At 69.3% G+C, this 22,060-nt stretch carries 18 protein-coding genes; 5 read left to right on the forward strand and 13 right to left on the reverse strand.

Going from position 1 to position 22,060, the window contains the following annotated elements; genetic code table 11:
* Positions 1-315 precede the first annotated feature (315 nt).
* The 4 genes from FB559_RS14490 to FB559_RS14505 form a co-directional block, all read right to left on the reverse strand.
* Complete coding sequence (locus FB559_RS14490; protein ID WP_141956106.1) at positions 316-777, reverse strand: SixA phosphatase family protein; 462 nt, start codon at positions 775-777, stop codon at positions 316-318.
* A 512-nt stretch (positions 778-1,289) separates the two neighbouring features.
* The gene (locus tag FB559_RS14495) at positions 1,290-3,692 is read right to left on the reverse strand and encodes a sodium-translocating pyrophosphatase (protein ID WP_141956107.1); all 2,403 of its coding nucleotides are present in this window, start codon (positions 3,690-3,692) and stop codon (positions 1,290-1,292) included.
* A gap of 413 nt (positions 3,693-4,105) precedes the next feature.
* The gene (locus FB559_RS14500; protein ID WP_141961691.1) at positions 4,106-4,528 is read right to left on the reverse strand and encodes an ATP-binding protein; all 423 of its coding nucleotides are present in this window, start codon (positions 4,526-4,528) and stop codon (positions 4,106-4,108) included.
* Positions 4,529-4,547: 19 nt separating this feature from the next.
* Positions 4,548-4,901 (reverse strand): STAS domain-containing protein, encoded by a 354-nt coding sequence (locus FB559_RS14505; RefSeq protein WP_141956108.1) that lies wholly within the window; start codon positions 4,899-4,901, stop codon positions 4,548-4,550.
* Positions 4,902-5,202: 301 nt separating this feature from the next.
* On the opposite strand from FB559_RS14505, the gene FB559_RS14510 reads away from it, so the two are divergent.
* Together FB559_RS14510 and FB559_RS14515 are read left to right on the forward strand one after the other, a co-directional pair.
* Positions 5,203-7,467: a DEAD/DEAH box helicase gene (locus tag FB559_RS14510; protein WP_221640410.1), complete on the forward strand. Its 2,265-nt coding sequence runs from the start codon at positions 5,203-5,205 to the stop codon at positions 7,465-7,467.
* Positions 7,468-7,576: 109 nt separating this feature from the next.
* Positions 7,577-7,990 carry a hypothetical protein gene (locus FB559_RS14515; protein ID WP_185792207.1) on the forward strand — a complete coding sequence of 138 codons (414 nt, stop codon included), beginning with the start codon at positions 7,577-7,579 and terminating at the stop codon, positions 7,988-7,990.
* Between the two features lie 385 nt (positions 7,991-8,375).
* Here FB559_RS14515 and FB559_RS14520 read toward each other — a convergent pair whose 3' ends face one another.
* The gene (locus FB559_RS14520; RefSeq protein ID WP_141956110.1) at positions 8,376-9,443 is read right to left on the reverse strand and encodes a hypothetical protein; all 1,068 of its coding nucleotides are present in this window, start codon (positions 9,441-9,443) and stop codon (positions 8,376-8,378) included.
* A gap of 371 nt (positions 9,444-9,814) precedes the next feature.
* Between FB559_RS14520 and FB559_RS14525 the strand changes: the two genes are divergently transcribed.
* The gene (locus FB559_RS14525; RefSeq protein ID WP_141956111.1) at positions 9,815-10,129 is read left to right on the forward strand and encodes a hypothetical protein; all 315 of its coding nucleotides are present in this window, start codon (positions 9,815-9,817) and stop codon (positions 10,127-10,129) included.
* A 505-nt stretch (positions 10,130-10,634) separates the two neighbouring features.
* On the opposite strand, the gene FB559_RS14530 is transcribed toward FB559_RS14525, so the two are convergent.
* The 3 genes from FB559_RS14530 to FB559_RS14540 form a co-directional block, all read right to left on the reverse strand.
* Positions 10,635-11,045, reverse strand: coding sequence for an Rv3654c family TadE-like protein (locus tag FB559_RS14530; protein WP_281286265.1), 411 nt, complete (start codon positions 11,043-11,045; stop codon positions 10,635-10,637).
* Positions 11,046-11,601: 556 nt separating this feature from the next.
* Positions 11,602-11,982: a TadE family type IV pilus minor pilin gene (locus FB559_RS14535; RefSeq protein ID WP_141956113.1), complete on the reverse strand. Its 381-nt coding sequence runs from the start codon at positions 11,980-11,982 to the stop codon at positions 11,602-11,604.
* 143 nt (positions 11,983-12,125) lie between these two features.
* Positions 12,126-12,317, reverse strand: coding sequence for a DUF4244 domain-containing protein (locus FB559_RS14540; protein WP_141956114.1), 192 nt, complete (start codon positions 12,315-12,317; stop codon positions 12,126-12,128).
* A gap of 195 nt (positions 12,318-12,512) precedes the next feature.
* On the opposite strand from FB559_RS14540, the gene FB559_RS46215 reads away from it, so the two are divergent.
* Positions 12,513-12,638, forward strand: a complete 126-nt coding sequence (locus tag FB559_RS46215) for a hypothetical protein (protein WP_281286266.1) — start codon at positions 12,513-12,515, stop codon at positions 12,636-12,638.
* Positions 12,639-12,866: 228 nt separating this feature from the next.
* Here FB559_RS46215 and FB559_RS14545 read toward each other — a convergent pair whose 3' ends face one another.
* The 5 genes from FB559_RS14545 to FB559_RS14565 form a co-directional block, all read right to left on the reverse strand.
* Positions 12,867-13,604, reverse strand: coding sequence for a type II secretion system F family protein (locus FB559_RS14545; RefSeq protein WP_246121594.1), 738 nt, complete (start codon positions 13,602-13,604; stop codon positions 12,867-12,869).
* 435 nt (positions 13,605-14,039) lie between these two features.
* The gene (locus FB559_RS14550; protein WP_141956115.1) at positions 14,040-14,801 is read right to left on the reverse strand and encodes a type II secretion system F family protein; all 762 of its coding nucleotides are present in this window, start codon (positions 14,799-14,801) and stop codon (positions 14,040-14,042) included.
* 94 nt (positions 14,802-14,895) lie between these two features.
* The gene (locus FB559_RS14555) at positions 14,896-16,050 is read right to left on the reverse strand and encodes a TadA family conjugal transfer-associated ATPase (protein ID WP_141956116.1); all 1,155 of its coding nucleotides are present in this window, start codon (positions 16,048-16,050) and stop codon (positions 14,896-14,898) included.
* Between the two features lie 32 nt (positions 16,051-16,082).
* Positions 16,083-17,153, reverse strand: a complete 1,071-nt coding sequence (ssd, locus tag FB559_RS14560; RefSeq protein WP_141956117.1) for a septum site-determining protein Ssd — start codon at positions 17,151-17,153, stop codon at positions 16,083-16,085.
* 1,837 nt (positions 17,154-18,990) lie between these two features.
* Entirely contained in the window at positions 18,991-19,776 is a 786-nt protein-coding gene (locus FB559_RS14565; protein WP_141956118.1) for a Fic family protein, read from the reverse strand.
* Positions 19,777-19,926: 150 nt separating this feature from the next.
* On the opposite strand from FB559_RS14565, the gene acs reads away from it, so the two are divergent.
* A complete protein-coding gene (gene acs, locus FB559_RS14570) occupies positions 19,927-21,894 on the forward strand; it encodes an acetate--CoA ligase (protein WP_141956119.1) in 1,968 nt (655 codons plus the stop codon).
* Positions 21,895-22,060: the final 166 nt, after the last annotated feature.

Consider the following 22,060-nt stretch of genomic DNA (forward strand, 5'->3'; position numbering starts at 1 on the left):
GGCAGACTCCCGACCGGCCCGCTCCCGACCGGCAGGCTCCCCACGGGCAGACTCCCGACCCGGCCCGCTCCCAACCGGCAGGCTCCCCACGGGCAGACTCCCGACCCGGCCCGCTCCCAACCGGCAGGCTCCCCATGGGCAAATCCCCGACCCGGCCCGCTCCCAACCGGCCCGCTCCCAACCGGCAGGCTCGCGGCGGCCAGGATCGGGGGCGTCGACCTTCACCACGACGGCCGCTCTCATTCGATGACCGGAGGCATCGGGCGTGATCCGGTCTGCCATGGGCCTGATCGCCTAAGGAGACCGGGGGAAGCGTCAGCCCCGCGGAACCCAGAACGAGACGAGGCGCGCGGTCCCCGGCCACAGGTCGGACCATTCGCCGTCGAACTCGATGACCGCCGTCGCCGAGGTCGGAAAGTGGTCCTCGGACGTGCCGGTCAGGCCGACGACGAGCTGGTGCGCCGAGGGATTGTGTCCGACGAGCAGCAACGTCTCAACGGACTGCTCGCGCAGGAGGTCGAGGATGTCGTCCGCGTCGTTTCCGTAGACCCGGGGCTCGAAGTCGACCGGGACATCCAGGCCGAGCCCCTCCAGGGTCTGCCGGGTCCGCAGCGAGGTCGAACAGATCACGTGATCCGGGCTGAGCTCCGCCGCGCGCAACTCGTCGCCGGCCTGCTCCGCGTCCCGGCGGCCACGTCCGGCGAGCGGGCGGTCGGCGTCGGGGGTGCCGAGCGGCGAGGCGGCCTTGGAGTGCCGCAGCACGATCAGCGTGGGCATCAGTGGTGCGGCGAGAGGACGACGGCGACCACCATGATCGCCAGAACGATCGCGACCATGATGCCGATGAGGAGCGCGAAGCCCTTGGCACCGGATGGCTGGGGGTTCTGCATGTACACAGTCTGCCCCGCCCCCACCGTGCCGCGTCCACCGCCCACCCACACGACCGGGCGGGCGCCCACACGACCGGGCGGGGCGCCGCGACCGTGGGCGTCGCCACCGGTGGCGCGGCGACGGGCGGCCCCGCAGGCCTCACTCCGGGCGTGCACTAGAGCGTCCATGACTCAGGGTGGCCGAGACCGCACCACCCACACCAGGTGAACGGCGTTCTGTGGAAAACCCCGATGACTCCTTCTGCCAGGGCGACCTGCCAGGGCACCCGGCATCCCGGCACCCAGCGGCCAAGAGAACCGAATGCGCCGCCGACGAAAGAGCCGCTGCCGACCAGAGCGGGAAAACGAAAAGGGCCGGGTGTCACCACCCGGCCCTCTCGTCGTGCTTCGTGCGTTGAATCAGGAGGCGCTGGCCCGAGCCGTCTCGTCCGTCTCGTCCGTCTCCGCCGACTCGCCCTTGGCGCCGTCCGGTGCCTGGCCGCTCTCCACCGCCGGCTCTCCCCCTTCGTCGAGGGAGGACCCACGGCGCTTGGAGATGACGATCGAGCCGACGATCACACCGACCGCGATCACCGTGACGATGATCCGCAGCGGGGTGTTGGCCGCGTACGTCACGACCGCCTGGGCGATCAGCAGCGAAACAAGGTTCATGACCTTGATCAGCGGGTTGATCGCCGGGCCGGCGGTGTCCTTGAACGGGTCACCGACCGTGTCGCCGATCACCGTTGCCGCGTGCGCCTCGGAGCCCTTGCCGCCGAGGTGACCCTCTTCGACGAGCTTCTTGGCGTTGTCCCACGCGCCACCGGAGTTGGACAGGAAGACCGCCATCAGCGCACCCGCGGCGATCGCTCCGGCCAGGAACGCGCCCAGTGGCGCGTACCCGAGCGCGAAGCCGACCGCGATCGGCGTCATGATCGCCAGCAGACCCGGCGTGGCCAGCTCTCGCTGGGCGTCCGCGGTGCAGATGGCCACCACCGCGCCGTAGTCCGGCTTCTCGGTGTAGTCCATGATCCCGGGGTGCTCGCGGAACTGCTTGCGCACCTCCATCACGACGCGTCCGGCCGCGCGGCCGACCGCCATGATGGCCAGGCCGGAGAACAGGAACACCACCGACGCACCGATGATCAACCCGACCAGGACGTTCGGGTTGTCGACACCCAGGTTGAAGGTCTGGAATGTCGGACCGAGCGCGTCCTTGACGCCCTTACTCGCACCGGACAGCTCGGCGACGACCGTCGTACGGAACGACCCGAACAAGGCGGTCGCGGCCAGTACGGCCGTGGCGATCGCGATGCCCTTGGTGATCGCCTTGGTGGTGTTGCCGACCGCGTCCAGGCTCTCCAGAACGCTCGCGGCCTCGCCCTCGATGTCACCGGACATCTCGGCGATGCCCTGCGCGTTGTCCGAGACCGGGCCGAAGGTGTCCATCGACACGATCACGCCGACCGTGGTCAGCAGACCCGTACCGGCGAGCGCGACCGCGAACAGCGCCACGGTCGTGTTGCTGAAGCCGAGCAGGAACGCGCCGTACACCGCGGCGGCGATGACCAGCGCGGTGTAGACGGCCGACTCGAGACCGAGCGAGACGCCGGACAGGATGACCGTGGCCGGGCCCGTACGAGCCGACTCGGTCACGTCCTTGACCGGACGGCGGTTGGTCTCGGTGAAGTAGCCGGTGAGCAGCTGGATCGCGCTGGCGAGCACGATGCCGACGAGTACGGCCCCGAGCGCCACCCACCGCGGGTCGACGTTGGCCAGGTGCGAGTCGCCGGTGATCGCCGTGTCCGCGCCGTGCAGCTTGGCGAAGGAGTCCGGCAGGTAGAGGAACGTGGCGACGGCCACCGCGATCGCGGAGATGATCGCGGAGATGAAGAAGCCACGGTTGATCGCGCTCATGCCCGAGCGGTCCTTGGCGCGCGGTGCGACCGCGAAGATGCCGATCACCGCGGTGACCACGCCGATCATCGGCACGATCAGCGGATAGACCAGGCCCTCGGTACCGAAGGCGACACGGCCGAGGATCAGGCTCGCCACCAGCGTGACCGCGTACGACTCGAACAGGTCGGCCGCCATACCGGCACAGTCGCCCACGTTGTCACCGACGTTGTCGGCGATGGTCGCGGCGTTACGCGGGTCGTCCTCGGGAATCCCCTGCTCGACCTTGCCGACCAGGTCGGCGCCCACGTCGGCGGCCTTGGTGAAGATTCCGCCACCGACACGCATGAACATGGCGAGCAGTGCGGCACCGAAGCCGAAGCCCTCGAGCACGCCGGGCGCGTGGCCCTTGTACGCGAACACCACGACGGCCGCGCCGAACAGGCCCAGGCCGACGGTGAACATGCCGGCGACGCCGCCGGTACGGAACGCGATCCGCATGGCGAGCTTCTCGCCACTCTCACGCGCCGCCGCCGCCACGCGAACGTTGCCGCGCACCGCGAGCCACATGCCGGTGAAGCCGGTGATGCCGGAGAACAGCGCGCCGATGACGAAGAAGACCGATCTGCCGATCTTCACCCCCGTGGTCTCCGCCGGAAGCAGGAGCAACAGGAAGGGGATCAAGATGACGAAGATGCCCACCGTGCGGAACTGGCGCTTGAGGTACGCGATCGCGCCCTCCTGCACCGCCTGCGCGATTTCCTGCATCTTCTCGGTGCCCTGGTCGGCCGCGAGTACCTCGCGGACCAGAACACCGGCAACGGCCAGCGCCAACAAAGCGATCACACCGACAACGACCACCAAGCTGAGGTCGCTGCCGCCGAGACTCACTTCCGCACTGGCCTGGGCGTGGTGAAGCCCAGACATGCATCCTCCTCGACAGGGCGTTAGATCCGGTCGCCTACGGGGGCTGACCGGGCCACTACCACGCGTCAGGCGGGCAATGGTGCCGGGAGTCTACGCATGCGTAGCCGGAATTAGAAGCCTGCTCGTTTGCTTAACGACATCGCGATAAAGATGTGACGTCACCTACACCTGAACTTAATATGCAGGTGTTAGCTAATGGCGTCTTTCCAGGTCAATGGCGCCTGCTCCACGAATTACGCAATTAGCCACAGAGAAGCGCCTCACCAATAATGTCCGATCGGTCTGACCTAAACCGACATTATACACATGGCCAAAAATAGGGTGCTTTTCGGGCGGCACTCGCGGCCTTCCCACGAAACACGAAGGGCCCCTCCGGCCCGCGTACGGTCCGAAGAGGCCCTCTAGAACTACGTTCAGTCCTTCTTGGCCGGCCAGCTCATCGTGATCTCGACACCCGACGGCGTCGACGCGATGTCGACGTCGTCGGCGAGCCCGGCGATGACGGCGAATCCCAAATTGAGATCGCCGTTGAGCTCGGCCAGGTCAGAGGAGACCTGAGTGGCTCCCTCACCCGCCGGGTCATCATTCGGCACACGATCGGACACCATGACCTCGAAGCGGTCCGCACCGTCGCGCAACTCGACCCGTACCGGCTCGGCGGGGCACTGCTGCTGATGAGCCTCCACCGCACGCGAGCAGGCCTCACCGACCGCCAGCCGTACCTCGTCGAGCAAGGCCTCCTCGACCCCGCCACGCCGCGCAACGGCGGTGGCGACGAGCCGTGCGGTGCGCACATGCACCGGCAAGGGGCTGAACGTGAGCTCGACGGTGGCTATCTCGGGTGCCATCCCCGGCCTACTTCTGCTTCTTGCGGTGCTCTCGCGCGTCGTCGACAGAGTCGAAGATGCCGAAAACCTTGGTCAGCCCAGTGATCCGGAAGATCTTGAGGATGCGCTCCTGCGTGCAGACGAGCTCGAGGGACCCGTCGTGCGCCCGCACTCGCTTGAGCCCGCCGACGAGGACACCGAGACCGGTCGAGTCGAGAAACTCCACCTTCTCCATGTCCACGAGGAGGTGGTACTTACCCTTGTTCACCAGATCAATGAGCTTCTCGCGGAGCTTCGGCGCGGTGTAGACGTCGATCTCTCCCTCCACATTGATGACGGTGAGGTCATCGTCAGTGGTGTAGTCACTAACCTTCAGGTCCACAGATCCTCCTGCGCCGTACCGCGTATGGAAGTCGGGGCACGGAACCCCGCCGTGATTCAACCACGCTCCGCCACCGTGTCTACACGAAATCGGCACACAGGGCGACTTCCCCCACGTGCCGTGGGTCTCATGAGAGCCCTGGGGGGCACCACGGACGACGGTTCAAAGCGTTGTGCCCAGGATGCCAGACTGGAAACCTCCGCACGGCGAACCGCTCCGATGAGGAGGAGTGACGCAGGCCATAGATACATCGACATCAGGCGGCGAGCGTACGCCGCCCTCCCGGCCCACGGGTGAGGTTCTGCGCCGGCTCCTGGCCGAGCCGCGCAACCGAGAGCGCATCACCCATGTCGAGAACGTGCCCGCGCGCGAGGGACGGCACGCCGACTGGCCCTCCTGGGTCCCGCGTCTGGTGGTCGACCGCCTGCGCCATGCGGGCATCTCCGAGCCGTGGGAACACCAGGCACAGGCCGCCGACCTCGCGCACGAGGGCACGTCCGTGATCGTGGCCACCGGTACGGCCTCGGGCAAATCCCTGGCCTACCTACTGCCCGCCCTGGACGCCGTCTTCTCCGGCGGCACGGTCCTCTACCTCTCGCCGACCAAGGCTCTCGCCGCCGACCAGCTCAGGGCGCTGCGCGGCCTCAAGCTCGCCCAGCTGCGCTCGTCCACCTTCGACGGCGACACGTCGGCCGAGGACCGTACGTGGGTCCGGCAGTACGCGAATTACGTGCTGACCAATCCCGACATGCTGCATCGCACCATGCTGCCCGGACACGCCCGCTGGGCCCCGTACCTCCGCCGTCTCCGCTATGTCATCGTCGACGAGGCGCACGGATACCGCGGAGTGTTCGGCTCGCACGTCGCCCAGGTGCTGCGCCGGCTGCGCCGGATCTGCGCCCGGTACGGCACGTCGCCGGTCTTCGTGCTCGCCTCGGCCACCGCTTCCTCTCCGGGCGCCTCCGCGTCCCGGCTGACGGGTGTGCCGGTCGCCGAGGTCGGCGACGACGCCTCACCGCGGGGCGCGACGTCGTTCGCCCTCTGGGAGCCACCCCTCACCGAGCTGCGCGGTGAGCACGACGCGCCCATACGCCGCACCGCGACCGCCGAGGCCGCCGACCTGCTGGCCGACCTCGTCGTGGAGGACGTACAGACGCTGGCGTTCGTACGCTCGCGGCGCGGCGCCGAGTCGGTGGCCCTGGGCGCCAAGCGCGCACTCGCGGAGATCTCGCCGTCGCTGCCCGCCCAGGTCGCGGCGTACCGTGCGGGGTTCCTGCCCGAGGAGAGACGCGCGCTGGAAAAAGCGCTCCGCTCACGGTCGCTGGTCGGGCTCGCCTCCACCAACGCGCTCGAGCTGGGAGTCGACGTCTCGGGCCTGGACTCGGTCATCATCTGCGGCTGGCCGGGCACACGCGCCTCCCTGTGGCAACAGGCGGGCCGCGCCGGCCGCGCCGGACAGGACGCCCTGGCCGTGCTCATCGCGCGCGACGACCCGCTCGACACCTACCTCGTGCACCACCCATCGGCGATCTTCGGTACGCCCGTCGAGGCGACCGTTCTCGATCCCGACAACCCGTACGTCCTGGCCCCGCACCTTTGCGCCGCGGCGGCGGAGCTGCCGCTCACGGAGAACGACCTGTCGATGTTCGGCCCGACGGCTCTCGAGGTCGTCTCCGACCTCGTACGCCGGGGGATGTTGCGACACCGCCCGGCGGGCTGGTTCTGGACCAAGCGCCAGCGCGCGAGCGAACTGGCCGACATCCGCGGCGCGGGCGGACCGCCCGTACAGGTCGTGGAGGAGGCCACCGGGCGTCTCCTGGGGACCGTCGACGAGCCCTCCGCGCACACGACCGTCCACGACGGCGCGGTTTACCTGCACCAGGGCGAGTCGTACGTGGTGCGGACGCTCGACCTGGACGACTCGGTCGCGCTGGTCTCGGCGGCCGATCCCGATTACACGACGACGGCTCGGGATGTCACCGACATCACGATCCTGGAGACGTTGCGCTCGACGTCGTGGGGCGAGGCGGAGCTGTGCTTCGGCACCGTCGAGGTCACGCGGCAGGTCGTCTCGTACCAGATGAGGCGCCTCGCGAGCGGCCAGGTACTCGGCGAGCATCCGCTCTCACTGCCCCCGCGAACCCTGCGTACGCGTGCGGTCTGGTGGACGCTGCCGGAAGAGGCGCTCGCCGCTCTCGGCGACGTGGACGTGGCGGGCTCGGCACACGCGGCCGAGCACGCGTCCATCGGCCTGCTGCCGCTTTTCGCCACCTGCGACCGGTGGGACATCGGCGGCGTGTCGACGGCGATGCACCCGGACACGTCGCGCATGACGGTGTTCGTGTACGACGGTCACGAAGGTGGAGCGGGCTTCGCCGAACGCGGCTACGAACGAGCCGGCGCGTGGCTCCGCTCGACCCGGGAGGTCATCGCGGCGTGCGAGTGCGAGTACGGGTGCCCGTCGTGCATCCAGTCGCCCAAGTGCGGCAACGGGAACGACCCTCTGGACAAACACGGTGCGCTGGACCTTCTTGACGCTCTGTTGAAACAGGCGCCACAGGAGTAACCCGACTTGACCAAATCACCATATTAGTTGGATCGTGGCACATCTCACAGCAAACCCGTGCGTCTCGGGGACGGCCTGAAGCCGTGTCCGAGGAGAGGATGAGCGGCCAATGATCCTCCTGGGAATAGTCCTGGCCGGCGCTGCCGTATGCGTCGCCGTCGGCATCATCGCCGACAACACGGCCCCCGCGACGCTGACCGTCTTCGGCCAGCACGTGCCAGGAGTGAGCTCAGAAGCCCAGGTCTTCGTCGCCGGCGTGATCGTGGCCATCTTCTTCGTCATGGGCCTGGCCATATCGTCCCTGGCCCTGGGCCGCTCGATGCGCGTCCGGCAGGAGCTACGCGACCTGCGCGAGGAGCGCGAGGAGTCACTGACCGCGCTGGAGCTGGAGCGGCAGCAGCTACAGCGAGAACTCGCCCGCGCCCGGGGAAACCAGCGCCCGACGACGGCCGACATCCCGGTCGCAGGCCACCGGAAGCGCGACCAGGACCCGGTGTCGCCGTTCTTCGACCAGTCCGCCTGACCGGGACCCGGTGTCTGCGGGGACGCAGTGCCGGCGTCCTGCCTCGATCCCGCCGCCTCGTACGCGGGCGGCTCGTGAGCCCGACTGTGGGTGCGCTGGTCTAGGCCGACTGTTCTCAGTCAGAGAAGTCCAGTGACGGCGGTTCCGCCCGGGGACTACTCGGAGCCGTTCCGCTCGGCCAGTCCTCAGCACCGGCGATATGACCGTCTTCGCGCGCCTCGGCTGTGGCGACGACGCCCCTGATAACTATGCGAACCCGACGCAGGTGCACCGGTGTCCGCCACGCCGTCCACAGTCAGAAATCCCGCTGGCAGTCCCGCCCGACCGCGGAGCCGTTCCGCTCTACCAGTCCTCAATACCGGCGATATGACGTCTTCACACGCCTTCAGCTGCGGCGACGACGCCCCTGGTAACTGCGCGAACCCACTGCGGGCTCGCTGGTGTCCGCCGCGCTGTCCTCAGTCAGAGAGGTATCGGTGGTGGCGGTTCCGCTCGGGTCGGTTTCGCTTGGACCGGTCGTGATCGGGGCGGTCGTATCGGGCGCGGTCGATGTGGTCGCCGTCGCCGTCGCGGTCGCGCCATCGGCCAGTGCTGTCGTCTCGGCGACCGTTGAGGGGGTGGCCTTCGTCTTCCGGCGGGTCATCCACTTGCCGCCGGTCGAGCGCGCACCCTCGGCGGCGAGACGCTGACGGCGTGACCACATGCCCAGATGCGCCGAGATGACGAGCAGCACCAACGCGACCGCGAGGCTCTGTCCCCACTTGATCGGGGTGGTCTCCGAGACGTTGCGCGCCTGCGGCTGCGAGGGGGGCGGTGCGGCGACCTGCGGGTCGGGGCTGGGGTACTGGAATCCCTGGCCTGAACCATCGGGCGCCACGGAAGGCAGGCTGAACGGCGAGGCACCGTTGAGCGGGTTGAGCCCGAAGTTGTTGGCACCGGCACCGCTGCCGCTGCCCGTACCGCCCGTCGGGAGTGGCCCCATGGCGCCGGGTGAGGCGTTGCCACCGGCGCCGGTGTGACGGGGGTTCTTGCTCGGCACGCTGGTCTGCGTCGGCTTCGCGGTGCTCGCCTGCTCCCGCGCCGAGAAGCCCGCGGTCTGGTACGTGCAGCTGGTGCCGTTCCCGATGACCGCCAGCGTGAAGTAGCCGGCCTTGGGGACGGTCACGTCTCCCTGGATCTGACCGCTCGCGACGCTCTTACCGACCTGCTTGTTCAGGCCGGGACCAGAGATCTGCAGGTGCGCCTGCAGGAGCATCAAACCACTGATCTTCGCGCTGACGTGCACACTCGAGCCCGCCGTGACCGTACCGGCCGGAGGCGTGATGGACGCACTCGCGAGCGGCGGACAAGCCTCCGCGGCGACCGCGGGGTGGCTGCTCAGACCGACAGCGATCGCTGCACCGACCATCGGGGTCATCAGGCTGACCGCCACGGCCTTGCGGACCCTCGTCACGACGCCGTCCCTTCGTCGGAAGCTTCCACCGTCACCGTCCAGAGAGCCCTGTCAGACTTTGGATCCCTGGACGACAACTCGGATGATCACGGGCTCCACCGGTCCGCAAGTGGACCGTGACCCTTCGCGACCATCGGAAGTGATTGCCGAGCACCCTATCGGACTGTGTCTCCAATAGAGTCACGGATTCACACAAAATGCAACGATCACAGTTGATGTCAGTAACGGCCCGCAGGGAAATCCACGGCACGGATCCCTAAGCGTCCGAAAGCCACAGCGAGCCCCACCCGAGGCGGGACACCGCGACCTGCGCACGAAGCTACCTAACGCGAGCGCACCAGCAACCTCACGTCTCGGCCGAGATCGACGTCGTGGTCCCCGCCGGTGAGCTGGAGGCGTTCGACGCGCGGGTGGCCGCGGCCGGCGGCGGGCGACGGCCGGCGGGCGGGCGCGGACCCGCCGCGGTCAGGCCGGGCACGTCGAGGTGCCGGCGGACCGCCGGTAGCCGCCAGGAGCGTCAGGTCCGCGTCGAGGGGCACCGGCCGCCGGGCGTCACGTGGTGCCGGCGCGCGTGGAACGTTTGCCGGCTCGCCCACGATGCGGTCGACAGCGGCGATCTCCTCTTCGCGGTCCTCGACGATCCGGCCAAGCGCACCAGCGAGCTAATGGGTCTTCCACCCGCCTGAGGCCCCTCGCTTCACCGCACGCCCGACGCCATCGCATCAACACACGCCGAAGCTCATCGCTCACCACACGGCCCGCAGCCGCCCGAGGCTAGCTTCACCGCACGAACGGCAGCCGGCCGAGCCTTGCTCCGCACGACCCGCAGCCGCCCGAAGTTCATCGCTCACCACACGGCTCGCAGCCGTCCGAGGCTTGCTTCGCACGACCTGCAGCCGCCCGAAGCTCATCGCTCACCACACGGCCCGCAGCCGCCCGATGCTTGCTCCCGCCGTCCGAGGCTTGCTTCACCGCACTGACATGGTCTGCGGCCGCACCCGCGAGCCGCGAGCCGCGAGCCGCGAGCCGCGAGCCGATATTTCACCCCCTCTCCCCGCCACGCCACGCCGCGCCGCGTCACGCCATGCCACGCCGCGTCACGCACCCGCCAGCGGGCTAACAGGTTCACCCTCATGCCGCGCACTCGCCCGCGCTCCACGGGTGCTCCCCAGCGACTCACGTCCGCCTGACTCAGTGGGGCGGTGGCTGCGTGCTGCATGGCAACGGCGGATCGCAGAGGCCCAGGCCCCTCTCCGGACCTGCTCTCGCACGCGCGGTCGCGGTCAAGTGGCCCATGGCAGGAAGGGCTCGTATCTCGGTTACGACCACCACGTCCGAGATGCGACCGTGGAAGACGCATTGACGCAGCCTTCCGCCAGAGCCATGAGCGATCCGCGCGGCCAGTTCGCACGCGTTCCCCTCTCCATCGGCGAAATGCGCAGCCGCGGCGAGCGCCGCGAGATCGGCCGCCGCGTACGCCCGATGCCGAGCCGCTCGTACACCGCCCACGGTCATTGCCATCGTCGCGACCGACCAGATCAGGCCGATCAGCGCCAGCATCCACAGAGTGCCGGAACCACGATCTTTCGATTGGCGCCCCAAGTACTCACGTCCTCGTCTGCGTCGGTTGATCAGGAAGCTGCCCGTCCGTCGATCGGACGCTCTCCGCTGATTGAGTCGCTTGTTTCACCCAGCTCGCGGCATCCGGTGCTGATCGGGCCACCGTTCGCCGTCCCGTCTATTGCGCCTGCCGGGCGCCGATCCGTGCGCCATGAGGACCCCGGTTCGTGTGACGGCGAGAGGACACCACTGATTGGGGCACTGACCTGGCCGCACGAGGTGACGGCGAGAGCAGATACAACTGCTCGAGGCACTGACCTCGCCGCACCAGGTGACCGCGAGAGCAGATACAACTGCTCGAGGCACTGACCTCGCCGCACCAGGTGACCGCGAGAGCAGATACAACTGCTCGAGGCACTGACCTCGCCGCACCAGGTGACCGCGAGAGCAGATACAACTGCTCGAGGCACTGACCTCGCCGCACCAGGTGACCGCGAGAGCAGATACAACTGCTCGGGACACTGACCTCGCCGCACCAGGTGACCGCGAGAGCAGATACAACTGATCGGGACACTGACCTCGCCTCATCCGGTGCGTCTCATTCGCTTCGGGCTCTGGGCATTGGGCTACGGGCTTCCGGCTCTGTCGCGGCGATTGCCTGGGCTCGGAGTTTCAGTGGAGGGAAGAGGCCTTTGAGCAGCGGGCGGGCCTCGGCTCGCACGACGACCCTCGTCGTCGCTGGATCGCGGACCAGGCTGACGTTCGCGTTCGGAGGGGCTGCGCGCAGCACCTCCGCGCGTACCTCCGGCGGTGGCTCGCCTCGTGCCGCCGCTCGCGCGCCGGCTCGTGCCGCGTCCACGCACGCGACCTGGGCGGCGGCCGCGCTGACACCCCATAACGCGGTCCCGAGGACGACCACGAGCGCGGGGAACGCCACCGCCGTCTCAGCGGTGATCGAGCCGCGTTGGCTCCCCGGCATCCACCTCCTCTCCCGTGCTCTCCGCCGGGTCCTCCTTCGCCATCGTGGCGTCGGCCGTGTCTCGGAACGGATCGGAACAAGCCGTTGCAGTGCGGCGCTTAGCCGGGCGAGCCTCGGGAACATCGTCTGGCGGTTCGATCGGGTCATCCGACCAGGCTCAGGGCACGGTGGATGATCGCTAAGAGCATCCGCCGGACTTCTGGACTGGTCACGATTTTGAACAGCAGGCCGGCGAAGGCGGCTGCGGCCACGGTGCCCACTGCGTACTCTGCCGTCGACATTCCGCGGTCGCCGTAGTCGCGGCACCGGCGCCAGAGTGTGACGAGCTTGCGCATGCGATTTCCTCCTCAGGTCACGGACATGGGGAACGTCCATGACTCAGGGTGGCCGGGGCTGCGTTGCGCTGCCAGGTGAACGACGTTCTGTGGAAAACCCTGAGCCATCGCATCGGATCGATAGGAGAAGCCGGCGTTCCCTACATCAGGCTCTGGGCGTGGCGGCCATGGACGCCGATGGGCTAACCCGGCCTGGTGGTGCACTGGCCGCTGCAGGCGCTCTACCTCGCCGAGGCGGCGCGCCGCCGGTGCCTGGCCGCGGGCGACCTGGTGGCGCCCTCCTGCCGCTACCGCCTGCTCGCGCCGCTGACGTCGACGTAGCGGTCTTGGACGGATGTTCGGTTGCCGCCGGACGGGCAGGGGCATGAGCCTCAGCGGTCTTGGACGGATGTCTGGCTACCGCCGGACGTGCAGGGGCGTGGGCCATAGCGGCCTCGGACAGGTGTTCGGCTGTCGCCGGATGGGCGGGGGCTTGAGTGGGTTCGACCCGAGCCGGTGTCAGGCCCTTCCAAGGTGCGGATGGTCAGGCCGGCACGCCCCGGCGTGTGGTTACGGCAGTAGGACGTTCGCGGCTATGCCGGCTATGGCGGGGACGATTCCGAGAAGGACGAAGGCGGGGAGGAAGCAGAGCCCGAGCGGGGCCACGGCGCGTACACCGGCGGTGCGGGCTCGGGCGGAGGCCGCTGTCCGTGCGGTGCGTCGCTGGTCACGGGCGAGGCGGGCGAGGGTGGCGGCGACCGGCGCTCCGCCCGTGGCGGCCCGGGCGCCGGCCCTGCCCAGCGGCGCAAGGATCGGTTCGTTTGTCAGGCTGAGCCATTCCTCGACGGGGTCGGCGCCGAGACGGATGCGTGCGGCGATGGGCGCGAGTTCGCTGCCGAGTGGGCCGCCTACGGCGTCGGCGACGGCTTCGACGGACTCGTGCCATGCGCCGCCGCCCCTCAGGCAGGCGGCCAGCAGGTCGATGGCCATCGGTAGTTCGGCGAGGATGCGGGCTCGGCGGAGCCGGACCGATCGAGGTTCCAGTTTGGCGAGGATTCGTACGCATCCCACCGTGAGGAGGGCACCCGCTGTCCAGCCGACCGGACCGCCCACCAGTAGTGCGCAGACGAACCCGGCCAGTGCCCCGGTCGCCCAGCGCAACCGTGCATCCCGCTTCCCAGTCGGCTTCGCCACCGATGCGTCGCGGCTGGGAAGCAGGCGGCTTAAGCGCGCCTGCGGGCCGTCGTCTGGGAAGGCCATGTAGGCGGCTACTCCGCAGCACAGGACGGTCATCAGCGGCAGAATCATCGGCTACTTCCTGATGGCGGGCCGGCCGACAATGACAGCGGATGGGCTGGCATCGCGGCACGGCGAAGGCGTCGGCAGAGGGCGGCGGCGAAGGGGGGCCATCGAGTGGGCGGTAACGGATGTCGTACAGGCCATGGGCCGACGCCCCATGACGGATACGGCGGGCGCCATGTCGTGGAGTCTCGGAAGTCGTTTCCGGTGTGGCGTCCAGTGGGCTTGCTCAATGGCGCGGAGTTCCGGGAGTGGTTTCCCAAGCGACGTCCACCGGGCCCGCTCATTGGATCGCTTCCACCATCGTGGGCAGGGACGGTCGCTAGAGGTCTCTTCGTCGGCGCGGCTGCGAGTGCTTTCGGTGTCACAGACATAAGTGCTCCCGGAGGATGCCTTGTCGCTGTGATGGGGCGGCCTCATGAGCTCTTGGGTCTTCGGAGGCCGTCATCGGAGTCGCTCCGCCGCGGTGGCCAGGCGGGAGGTCCACCAGAGGCCCAGGATGTCGAGGCCGGAGCCGAGGCTGAGACACAGGGCGCCGGGCATGGTGGTGAACAGGAACTGCAGCGGTTTGGCGCCCAGAGCGGCGGCCATTCCCAGGCCGAGTATCGGTAGGCCGGCCAGCAGGCGTGCGGTGGCGCGGGGGCCGGACAGTTGGAGGGCGATCTCCTCGCGGTGGGATTGTTCGTCGCGTAGGGCTTCGGCCAGGCCTTCGATGACCGATGCCAGCATGCCGCCGCGGTCGACTCCGATTCGCCAGCAGCCGGCGAGTAGGCGCAGGCCGTCGCAGCCTTCTACGGCCGATGCTCGGATCAGGGTCGCGATCACGTCCTCGGGGGCGGCGTCGGCGATGTCAGCCAGGCCGGGGAGGTTGGGCAGTACCGACGCGGCCTGGGCGAGTGCGGTGCCTGCGGGGCGGCCGGCGGTGAGTTCGGCGGCCGTACCGTCGCACAGCTCGATGACGGCGCTTTGACGGGCGGCGACGTGCCTCCGGCGTCGGCCCAGGGCACCGGGCAGCAGCCTCAGGCGTATGACCGCGGCTCTGGCGCGGGCCCACTGGGTCGAGGCCGGAGGCCTGGTGGATCCCGGGCGTCCGGAAGGCTCCTGTAGCGCGTGGAAGACGGTTGTGAGCCGGAGAGCGGCCGGTGGTGGCGACGACGCGACCCATACAGCGGCGAAGGCGCACCCGGCGGCCAGGATGATGATCACCTCCGGCCTCCGGCGGCATCTGCCTGCACGGTCCGTACATCCCAGACCGCAGCGCGAGTGCGGTTGCCGGCCAGAATGCCGGGGGTGGGCGCGGTCATCTTGGATGTCCGGTGAGGCGTGACTGCAGGATCGGCATTCCACGGGCCTCGGTGATCAGGCCGTCGGGGTTGAACAGGACGGCGGGGATCACCTTGACCAGTCCGTCGGGGCCTCGTTCGAAGACGCAGATCTCCGACACTCTCCGGCGGCCGGCCGGGGGTTCGCGTACGAGGTGGATGACGACGTCCAGGGCTGCCGCCAGTTGGCTGTGTACGGCGTCGCGGGTCAGGCCCGCGGCGCAGGCCAAGGCTTCCAGGCGTGCGGGTACGTCGGCGGGGGTGTTGGCGTGGATCGTCGCGCAGCCGCCCTCGTGGCCGGTGTTCAAGGCGGCAAGCAGGTCTACTACTTCTCCGCCTCTCACCTCGCCTACGACCAGGCGGTCCGGGCGCATTCTGAGGGCCTGGCGTACCAGGTCGTGGAGGGTTACGCCGCCGGCTCCCTCCACGTTGGGTGGGCGGGACTCCAGGCCGACCACGTGCGGGTGGGCGGGGCGGAGTTCGGCGGAGTCCTCGACCAGGATCAGGCGTTCTCCCGGGTCGGCCAGGGACAGCAGGGAGGACAGGATCGTTGTCTTGCCCGACCCCGTGCCACCGGTCACGAGGAAGGCGATGCGGGCGGCGACCAGGCCGCCGAGCAGAACGGCTCCGGCCGCCGGGATCGTGCCGGCCGCGACGAGCTCGTCCAGGGTGAAGGCGCGCCGTCTCGGTAGCCGCAGGGACAGGGCGGTGCCGGCGGAGGCGATCGGAGGCAGGACCGCGTGCAGGCGAACTCCGCCGGGCAGTCTCGCGTCGGCGTACGGGGCGGTGTCGTCCAGGCGGCGGCCCGCGACGGCGGCGAGGCGCTGAGCGAGCCGGCGTACGGAGGGCTCGTCGGCGAAACGTACCTCGGTCAGGCGCAGGCCGTCGCCCGCGTCCACCCAGACTTCGCCGGGGGCGTTGACCAGGACGTCGGTGACGTTCGGGTCGCGCAGGAGCGGCTCCAGTGGCCCGGCTCCCACGAGGTCGGCGCGTACCTCGTCGGCCAGGGACAGCACTTCCGTGTCGCCTAACATGCGGCCCTCCGCGCGTAGTGCGGCGGCGACCTGGGCCGTGGTCGGTGTCGCGCCGGCGCCGATGAGCCGGGCGCGTACGGCATCGGTCAGATCACTCATTTGCTCTCCTCGGTCGTTGTCCGGTCGGCGGCTCAGCGTGCGGGTCTGGTGGAAAGGCGCGCCTGGGCGAGGCCGCCTAGGAAGCGGGTGCAGAACGCGTTGAGCGGTCCTCCGCCGCTGGGAGGCTCTCCGCGCTCGATGGCGCCGGCCAGTCGTCGGTCGGCCGACATCACACCGGCCAGCGGGAGCCGCAATGATTCGGCGATGACGGCCGGTTTTAGGCCGCCCGGCGCGGGGCCGCGTACGACGAGGCGCAGGTCCCGGGTGTAGCGCCGGGCCATGTCGGCAACCCGGTCGGCGGCGACCGCCGCGCGTACCTCCGCGGGAACGACGATCAAGGTGACGTCGGCGGCGGTGAGGGCCTCCGCGCCGGCGTCGGTGATCTGGCGGGGCAGGTCGGCGACGACCAGGTCGTAGCCGCGGATGCCGGCGTCGAGCACCGATCGCATTGTCTCGGCCGGCACCGGCTCGACCGCGCCGCGATGCCACGAGAGAACCGCGAGGCCCGCTCGCGTGGGCAGTGAGTCGTGTAACGCCGCGCTGCTCAGCCTGCCGCGGCGTTCGGAGTAGTCGGACCAGCGCGCGCCGGGCGCGCCCTCCGCACCCAGCACCAGGTCGATGCCGCCGCCGAGGGGGTCGCCGTCGATGAGGAGCGTACGCAGGCCACGCCCCGCGCCGGAGGCCGCCAGGGCGGCCGAGAGCACGCTGGCACCCGCACCGCCGCGGCCTCCGAGGACGCCGATGGTGGTCGCGCCGGCCGCGGCCGGCTCCGTCGCCGCCGCCATGCGTTCGACGAGCCATGCCTCGGCGTCGGGGAGAGGCGCTACGTCCTGGGCGCCGATGTCGACGGCCAGGCGGTAGACGCCGTCGACGTCCGGCTCCGATGTCGCCAGGATCACACCCGGCCGTCTCGGTGGGGCCCGATCGGCCAGCTCGGCGGACAGGTCCGGGCCGGCGATGACCAGTGCCGCGTCACGCCAGGCCGATCGGGCGCCTATGACATCGGAGGCGACATGCGCCTCGACGTCCGCCGCGGCGGCGAGACGGAGCAGGTCGTCGAGGAGCTCGGCGTCGGCGGAAACGATCAGAACGGCGGCTGACATGGCATCTCCCTTGGTTCAGGGAAACGATGCGTCCGGACCGTCCAGCCGCGAAAGGCCCATCCACAAGCTGTGGATAACTTGGTGCGCGCCGGGTCGATGACCAAAGTCCGTCACGATCACGAGCGCCATCGAAAACCATCATCGCGGGATTGAGGCGGGGGCATGGGATCGGGGGACCCGCTTGGGGTTTGGGCTGGTTCGTGCCGGGTGGGGCGTGGCCGGGGAGCAGGATGGCGCGAGCGCGACGACGCAGACGCCGGGAGCACGAAGGCTTGGCCCGGACGCGAAGGCGCGGGCACGAAAGCGCGGAGCCGAAGGCGCGGATGGGACCTGCAGACGCAGGCCCCGGAGACCCGGGATCCGGAGACGCAGGTCCCAGGGCCTGTCTCGAAGTCCTCGGTCTGGGCCGCCCGGTCTGGGCCCCGCCCCGTCTGGAGCCCTCCCGCCCGGGGGTGCCATCCCACTCTCATTGTCCAGCGGGAACAGCGGCGGGCGAAAGTAGAGCGGGGTTCTGTGGATAACCCCGGGCGGCGCTACCCAGGCGGCGCTACACGGCAACAGCATGACTATGAGACAGACCCCAAGGGCGCGCGCCCCCGAAGGCCCGAGCCGAAGACTTCGTGAGTGTAGCGAGCGCGGGTGTAGCGAGCGCGGGTGTAGCGAGCACGGGTGTAGCGAGCACGGGTGTAGCGAGCACGGGTGTAGCGAGCGTAAGCGCGGTGAGCACAAGCGCGGTGAGCGCAAGCTAACGGGCCGGCACACCAGCCCGGCGGCTGAGGCCCGAGCGTCGAAACAAAAAATCAGCCAGCCAAGTACCCACAGCACTCATCTCGCGCCGCACAACACCCGCCCACCGTCAGGATCGCCTGATCGACCGCGGGCAGAGGAGCCCCCGAAGGCCCCCGAAGATGCCCGAGCTAGCGAAGAGGTGGCAGCTCGACGGGACCGTCCTGGCCAAGGCAGCGGAAACGGCCGTCACGACAGGCCACGCCCAAGCAGCGAACGCCCCACCCAGCCACCCCAAAAGACCGAGAACCAGCAGCTCAATCCCCAGGAAGAGGGAAGCGACACCAACAGCCGGAACGCAGCGGCGAGATCACGCAGCGTCATTACCTACCACGGAAACGAGGCGACCCCCGCCGGGGGGGAGAGCGGGGGTCGCCCGGGACGGTCCGGCTCTGGGGGGGTAGAGCCGGTCCCGTTTTTCCGAGGAAGTCCGTTAGTCAACCTAAAACGCGGGCCGGGTCATCGTCAGCAAGAACGTATACCCGGCGTCCCTAGTGTATGCAGATTCGACATATGCTGCCCCATCGCGGAGCGTTGCGTCGAGTGGTGGTCTTTTTCAGGAACCACCGACGCCATCGCGAGCGTAAGCCATATCAGGACATATGCCACCTGAGTCACTCCGGGAACACCGATTGCAGCTCGCAGCGTACCCGACCCTTCTGTAGACGAAGCCATGGTCCGCCCGGGTGACTCTGAGTAGCAGCCGCCAGGGAAGGAACGCAGCGCGGCAAGGGGCGGACGACCGTTGACAACGCCCGCTCACGAGGCCGGGACGGAGGCCGGCACCCCCCGCCGTCACCCACCGGACGAGGGCTTGTCATCTGGGTGAATTCGGCGTAGACAGGTGTCACGGACGAAGTGTCCGAGCACGGCAGCCGGGCACCCACGCGCGACCAGCCGCGGGAGGCGTGTCGAGACGGGCTTGACCCGATCCGACTGATCAGGTGCACGCTTGGTAACCTGGTGTGACGTGACGGCGAACGGCGTTCCTACGGGAACGCCGTTCGCTTTAGTTGCACATTCAATTGGGGCGAAACCCGGGCATTAGTGCTCATCTTCGCGTAAATGACTCGCATACCGCCAAGGTGTCCCGTGCCCCCAGTGCGGTGGCCTCCGCGCAGTGCCGTACCCATTGCACGACCCCCTCCTGCGTGCCGGACATATAGGCGAGGATCGCCGAGCGATAAGCGGAACCGAGTTCGACATGCCCGACTTCCGGCGCCACCAGCGACTTGGGATCGAACCCGCGGTCGACGAGCGTCAGCCGGACCGCCGCGCGCGCCACGAGTCCATCGCCCCAGCCGAACGGCCGCAGCGCCAGCAGTTCGCCCTGCGTGACCGCGGCGACGACCAGGGCGGGCGCCGACGTCGGCACGGTGAGCAGGTCGCTCAGCGAGGACAGGCGGGCCGTCACCGTGGCCGGTGACGGCGCCGGCCCCAAGGACAGCGGATCGCGCGCGGTAGAGCCGGACCGCGGCCGCCCCAGATCGTCGGCGTCGGCGCCGTCCGAAGCGGCGAACGCGTGCAGGCGGGCGAGCGCCTGGCGCGGTGCGTTGCGCCAGACGGCGGCGAGGGACCCGATCGCCTCCGACACCCGCAGCGCCCCGAGGACGAACGGATCGTTGACCAGAGCGCTCCGTACCTCCTCCAGCGGAGCCGAGACACCTTCCAGCGCCGCCGACGCGCGCGCACCGCGGAGCGCGGACTCGGCCGAGACCTCCGCGCTCTGCCGGCGCAGGATCCGGTGGCCGAGCAGCCGGTCCACCGACTCCCGCGCCTCCGAAACGGCCTCGCGTACCTCGGGCAGCCCTGCGACATGGGCAAATGGGTCGCTCATTCGGATGACCCTAATCTCTTTGCAGCAGGTACCCTTCGCGGGGTCCAGACCTGAACCGGTGACAAGTGCGCTGCCCCTTGTCACTACCGGCATCGAACTGCTGGAGTGGGCTGTGACCTCCGACTCACCCATTGCCTGAAGGAGCGCATCGTGGCGCAGGAACCCCCAACCGAAACCCTGTCCAACCTCCTGCAAGAGAGCCGGCGGTTCGCTCCCCCCGCAGAGCTGGCCGCCGCGGCCAACGTCACCGAGGCCGCGTACGGCGAGGCGAACGCCGACCGCCTGGCGTTCTGGGAAAAGCAGGCGGACCGGCTGCACTGGCACACCAAATGGGACACCGTGCTCGACTGGTCGAACCCCCCGTTCGCCAAATGGTTCACCGGTGGGCAGCTCAACGTCGCGTACAACTGCGTGGACCGCCACGTCGAGGCCGGCAACGGTGACAAGGTCGCCTACCAGTGGGAGGGCGAGCCGGGCGACACGCGCACCATCACGTACGCCGACCTCAAGCGCGAGGTGAGCAAGGCCGCCAACGCTCTGACCGAGCTGGGCGTCGAGAAGGGCGACCGCGTCGCCATCTACATGCCGATGATCCCCGAGACCGTCATCGCGATGCTGGCCTGCGCCCGGATCGGCGCGCCGCACACGGTGGTCTTCGGGGGCTTCTCCTCCGAGGCGCTGCGCAACCGCATCGAGGACTGTGACGCACACGTCGTCATCACCGCCGACGGCGGCTACCGCCGGGGCGCCCCGAGCGCGCTCAAGCCCGCCGTCGACGAGGCCATCGAGGGCCTCGACCACGTACGCAACGTGCTCGTCGTACGCCGTACGGGCCAGGACGTGGCGTGGAACGACGCCAAGGACGTCTGGTGGCACGAGTTCGTCGACCGGCAGAGCGAGGAGCACGAGGCCCAGCCCCACGACGCCGAGCACCCGCTCTACGTCATGTACACCTCGGGTACGACCGCCAAGCCCAAGGGCATCCTGCACACCACGGGCGGCTACCTCACCCAGGTCGCGTGGACCCACCACGCGGTGTTCGACCTCAAGCCGGACACCGACGTCTTCTGGACCGCGGCCGACATCGGCTGGGTCACCGGGCACTCCTACATCGTGTACGGGCCGCTGGCCAACGGCGCCACGAGCGTGATGTACGAGGGCACGCCCGACACCCCGCACAAGGGCCGCTGGTGGGAGCTGATCGCCAAGTACAAGGTGACCATCCTGTACTGCGCGCCCACCGCGATCCGCACGTTCATGAAGTGGGGCGCCGAGTTCCCCGCCGAGCACGACCTGTCCTCGCTGCGGCTCCTGGGCTCGGTCGGTGAGCCGATCAACCCTGAGGCCTACATCTGGTACCGCACCAACATCGGCGGCGACCGTACGCCCGTCGTGGACACGTGGTGGCAGACCGAGACCGGCGCGCTGATGATCTCTCCGCTGCCGGGCGTCACCCACGGCAAGCCGGGCGCCGCGATGCGGCCGCTGCCGGGCATTGAGGCCGACGTGGTCGATGACCAGGGCAAATCGGTGCCGGACGGTGGCGGCGGGTTCCTGGTGATCAAGGAGCCGTGGCCGTCGATGCTGCGGACGATCTGGGGCGACGACGAGCGCTACGTCAAGACGTACTGGTCGCGTTTCGAGGGCCTCTACTTCGCCGGCGACGGCGCGAAGAAGGACGCCGACGGCGACCTGTGGCTGCTCGGCCGCGTCGACGACGTCATGCTCGTCTCCGGCCACAACATCTCCACGACCGAGGTCGAGTCGGCGCTGGTCTCCAACCCGAAGGTCGCCGAGGCCGCGGTCGTCGGCTCGACCGACCCGGTGACCGGCCAGGCCATCGTCGCGTTCGTGATCCTGCGCGGCAGCACCGTGGACGACGGCGAGGCCCTGGTCAGCGAGCTGCGCAACCACGTCAGCAAGCACCTCGGCGCGATCGCCAAGCCGCGCCAGATCATGATCGTGCCCGAGCTGCCCAAGACGCGGTCCGGCAAGATCATGCGCCGGCTGCTGCGCGACGTCGCCGAGCACCGCTCGCTCGGTGACGTGACCACGCTGACCGACAGCACGGTCATGGACCTCATCGCGGACAAACTGCCCACGCAGACCGAGGAGTAAGACACCTGCGGGAGGGCGTGGCCGGTCGGCCGCGCCCTCCCGCAGGCGTTCCACGGCCGCCGCGCGGGAAACCGGGAGGGTCACGACGGGTGATCCCTGACAGGGCTAACCTCTGACAAGGCGGTCTTCCTCGCGTGCCCCCTTCGCCACGGTGGCGGCCGCCCCA

This window comes from Actinoallomurus bryophytorum, assembly GCF_006716425.1.
Taxonomy (GTDB): domain Bacteria; phylum Actinomycetota; class Actinomycetes; order Streptosporangiales; family Streptosporangiaceae; genus Actinoallomurus; species Actinoallomurus bryophytorum.

Bases quoted from the DNA above. Each gene is read 5' to 3' on its own strand.
- FB559_RS14490 (WP_141956106.1), bottom strand. From the start codon at position 777: ATGCCCACGCTGATCGTGCTGCGGCACTCCAAGGCCGCCTCGCCGCTC.
- FB559_RS14495 (WP_141956107.1), bottom strand. From the start codon at position 3,692: ATGTCTGGGCTTCACCACGCCCAGGCCAGTGCGGAAGTGAGTCTCGGC.
- FB559_RS14515 (WP_185792207.1), top strand. From the start codon at position 7,577: ATGATCCTCCTGGGAATAGTCCTGGCCGGCGCTGCCGTATGCGTCGCC.
- FB559_RS14535 (WP_141956113.1), bottom strand. From the start codon at position 11,982: ATGCCGGGGAGCCAACGCGGCTCGATCACCGCTGAGACGGCGGTGGCG.
- FB559_RS14540 (WP_141956114.1), bottom strand. From the start codon at position 12,317: ATGCGCAAGCTCGTCACACTCTGGCGCCGGTGCCGCGACTACGGCGAC.
- FB559_RS14545 (WP_246121594.1), bottom strand. From the start codon at position 13,604: ATGATTCTGCCGCTGATGACCGTCCTGTGCTGCGGAGTAGCCGCCTAC.
- FB559_RS14555 (WP_141956116.1), bottom strand. From the start codon at position 16,050: ATGAGTGATCTGACCGATGCCGTACGCGCCCGGCTCATCGGCGCCGGC.
- ssd (WP_141956117.1), bottom strand. From the start codon at position 17,153: ATGTCAGCCGCCGTTCTGATCGTTTCCGCCGACGCCGAGCTCCTCGAC.
- FB559_RS14565 (WP_141956118.1), bottom strand. From the start codon at position 19,776: ATGAGCGACCCATTTGCCCATGTCGCAGGGCTGCCCGAGGTACGCGAG.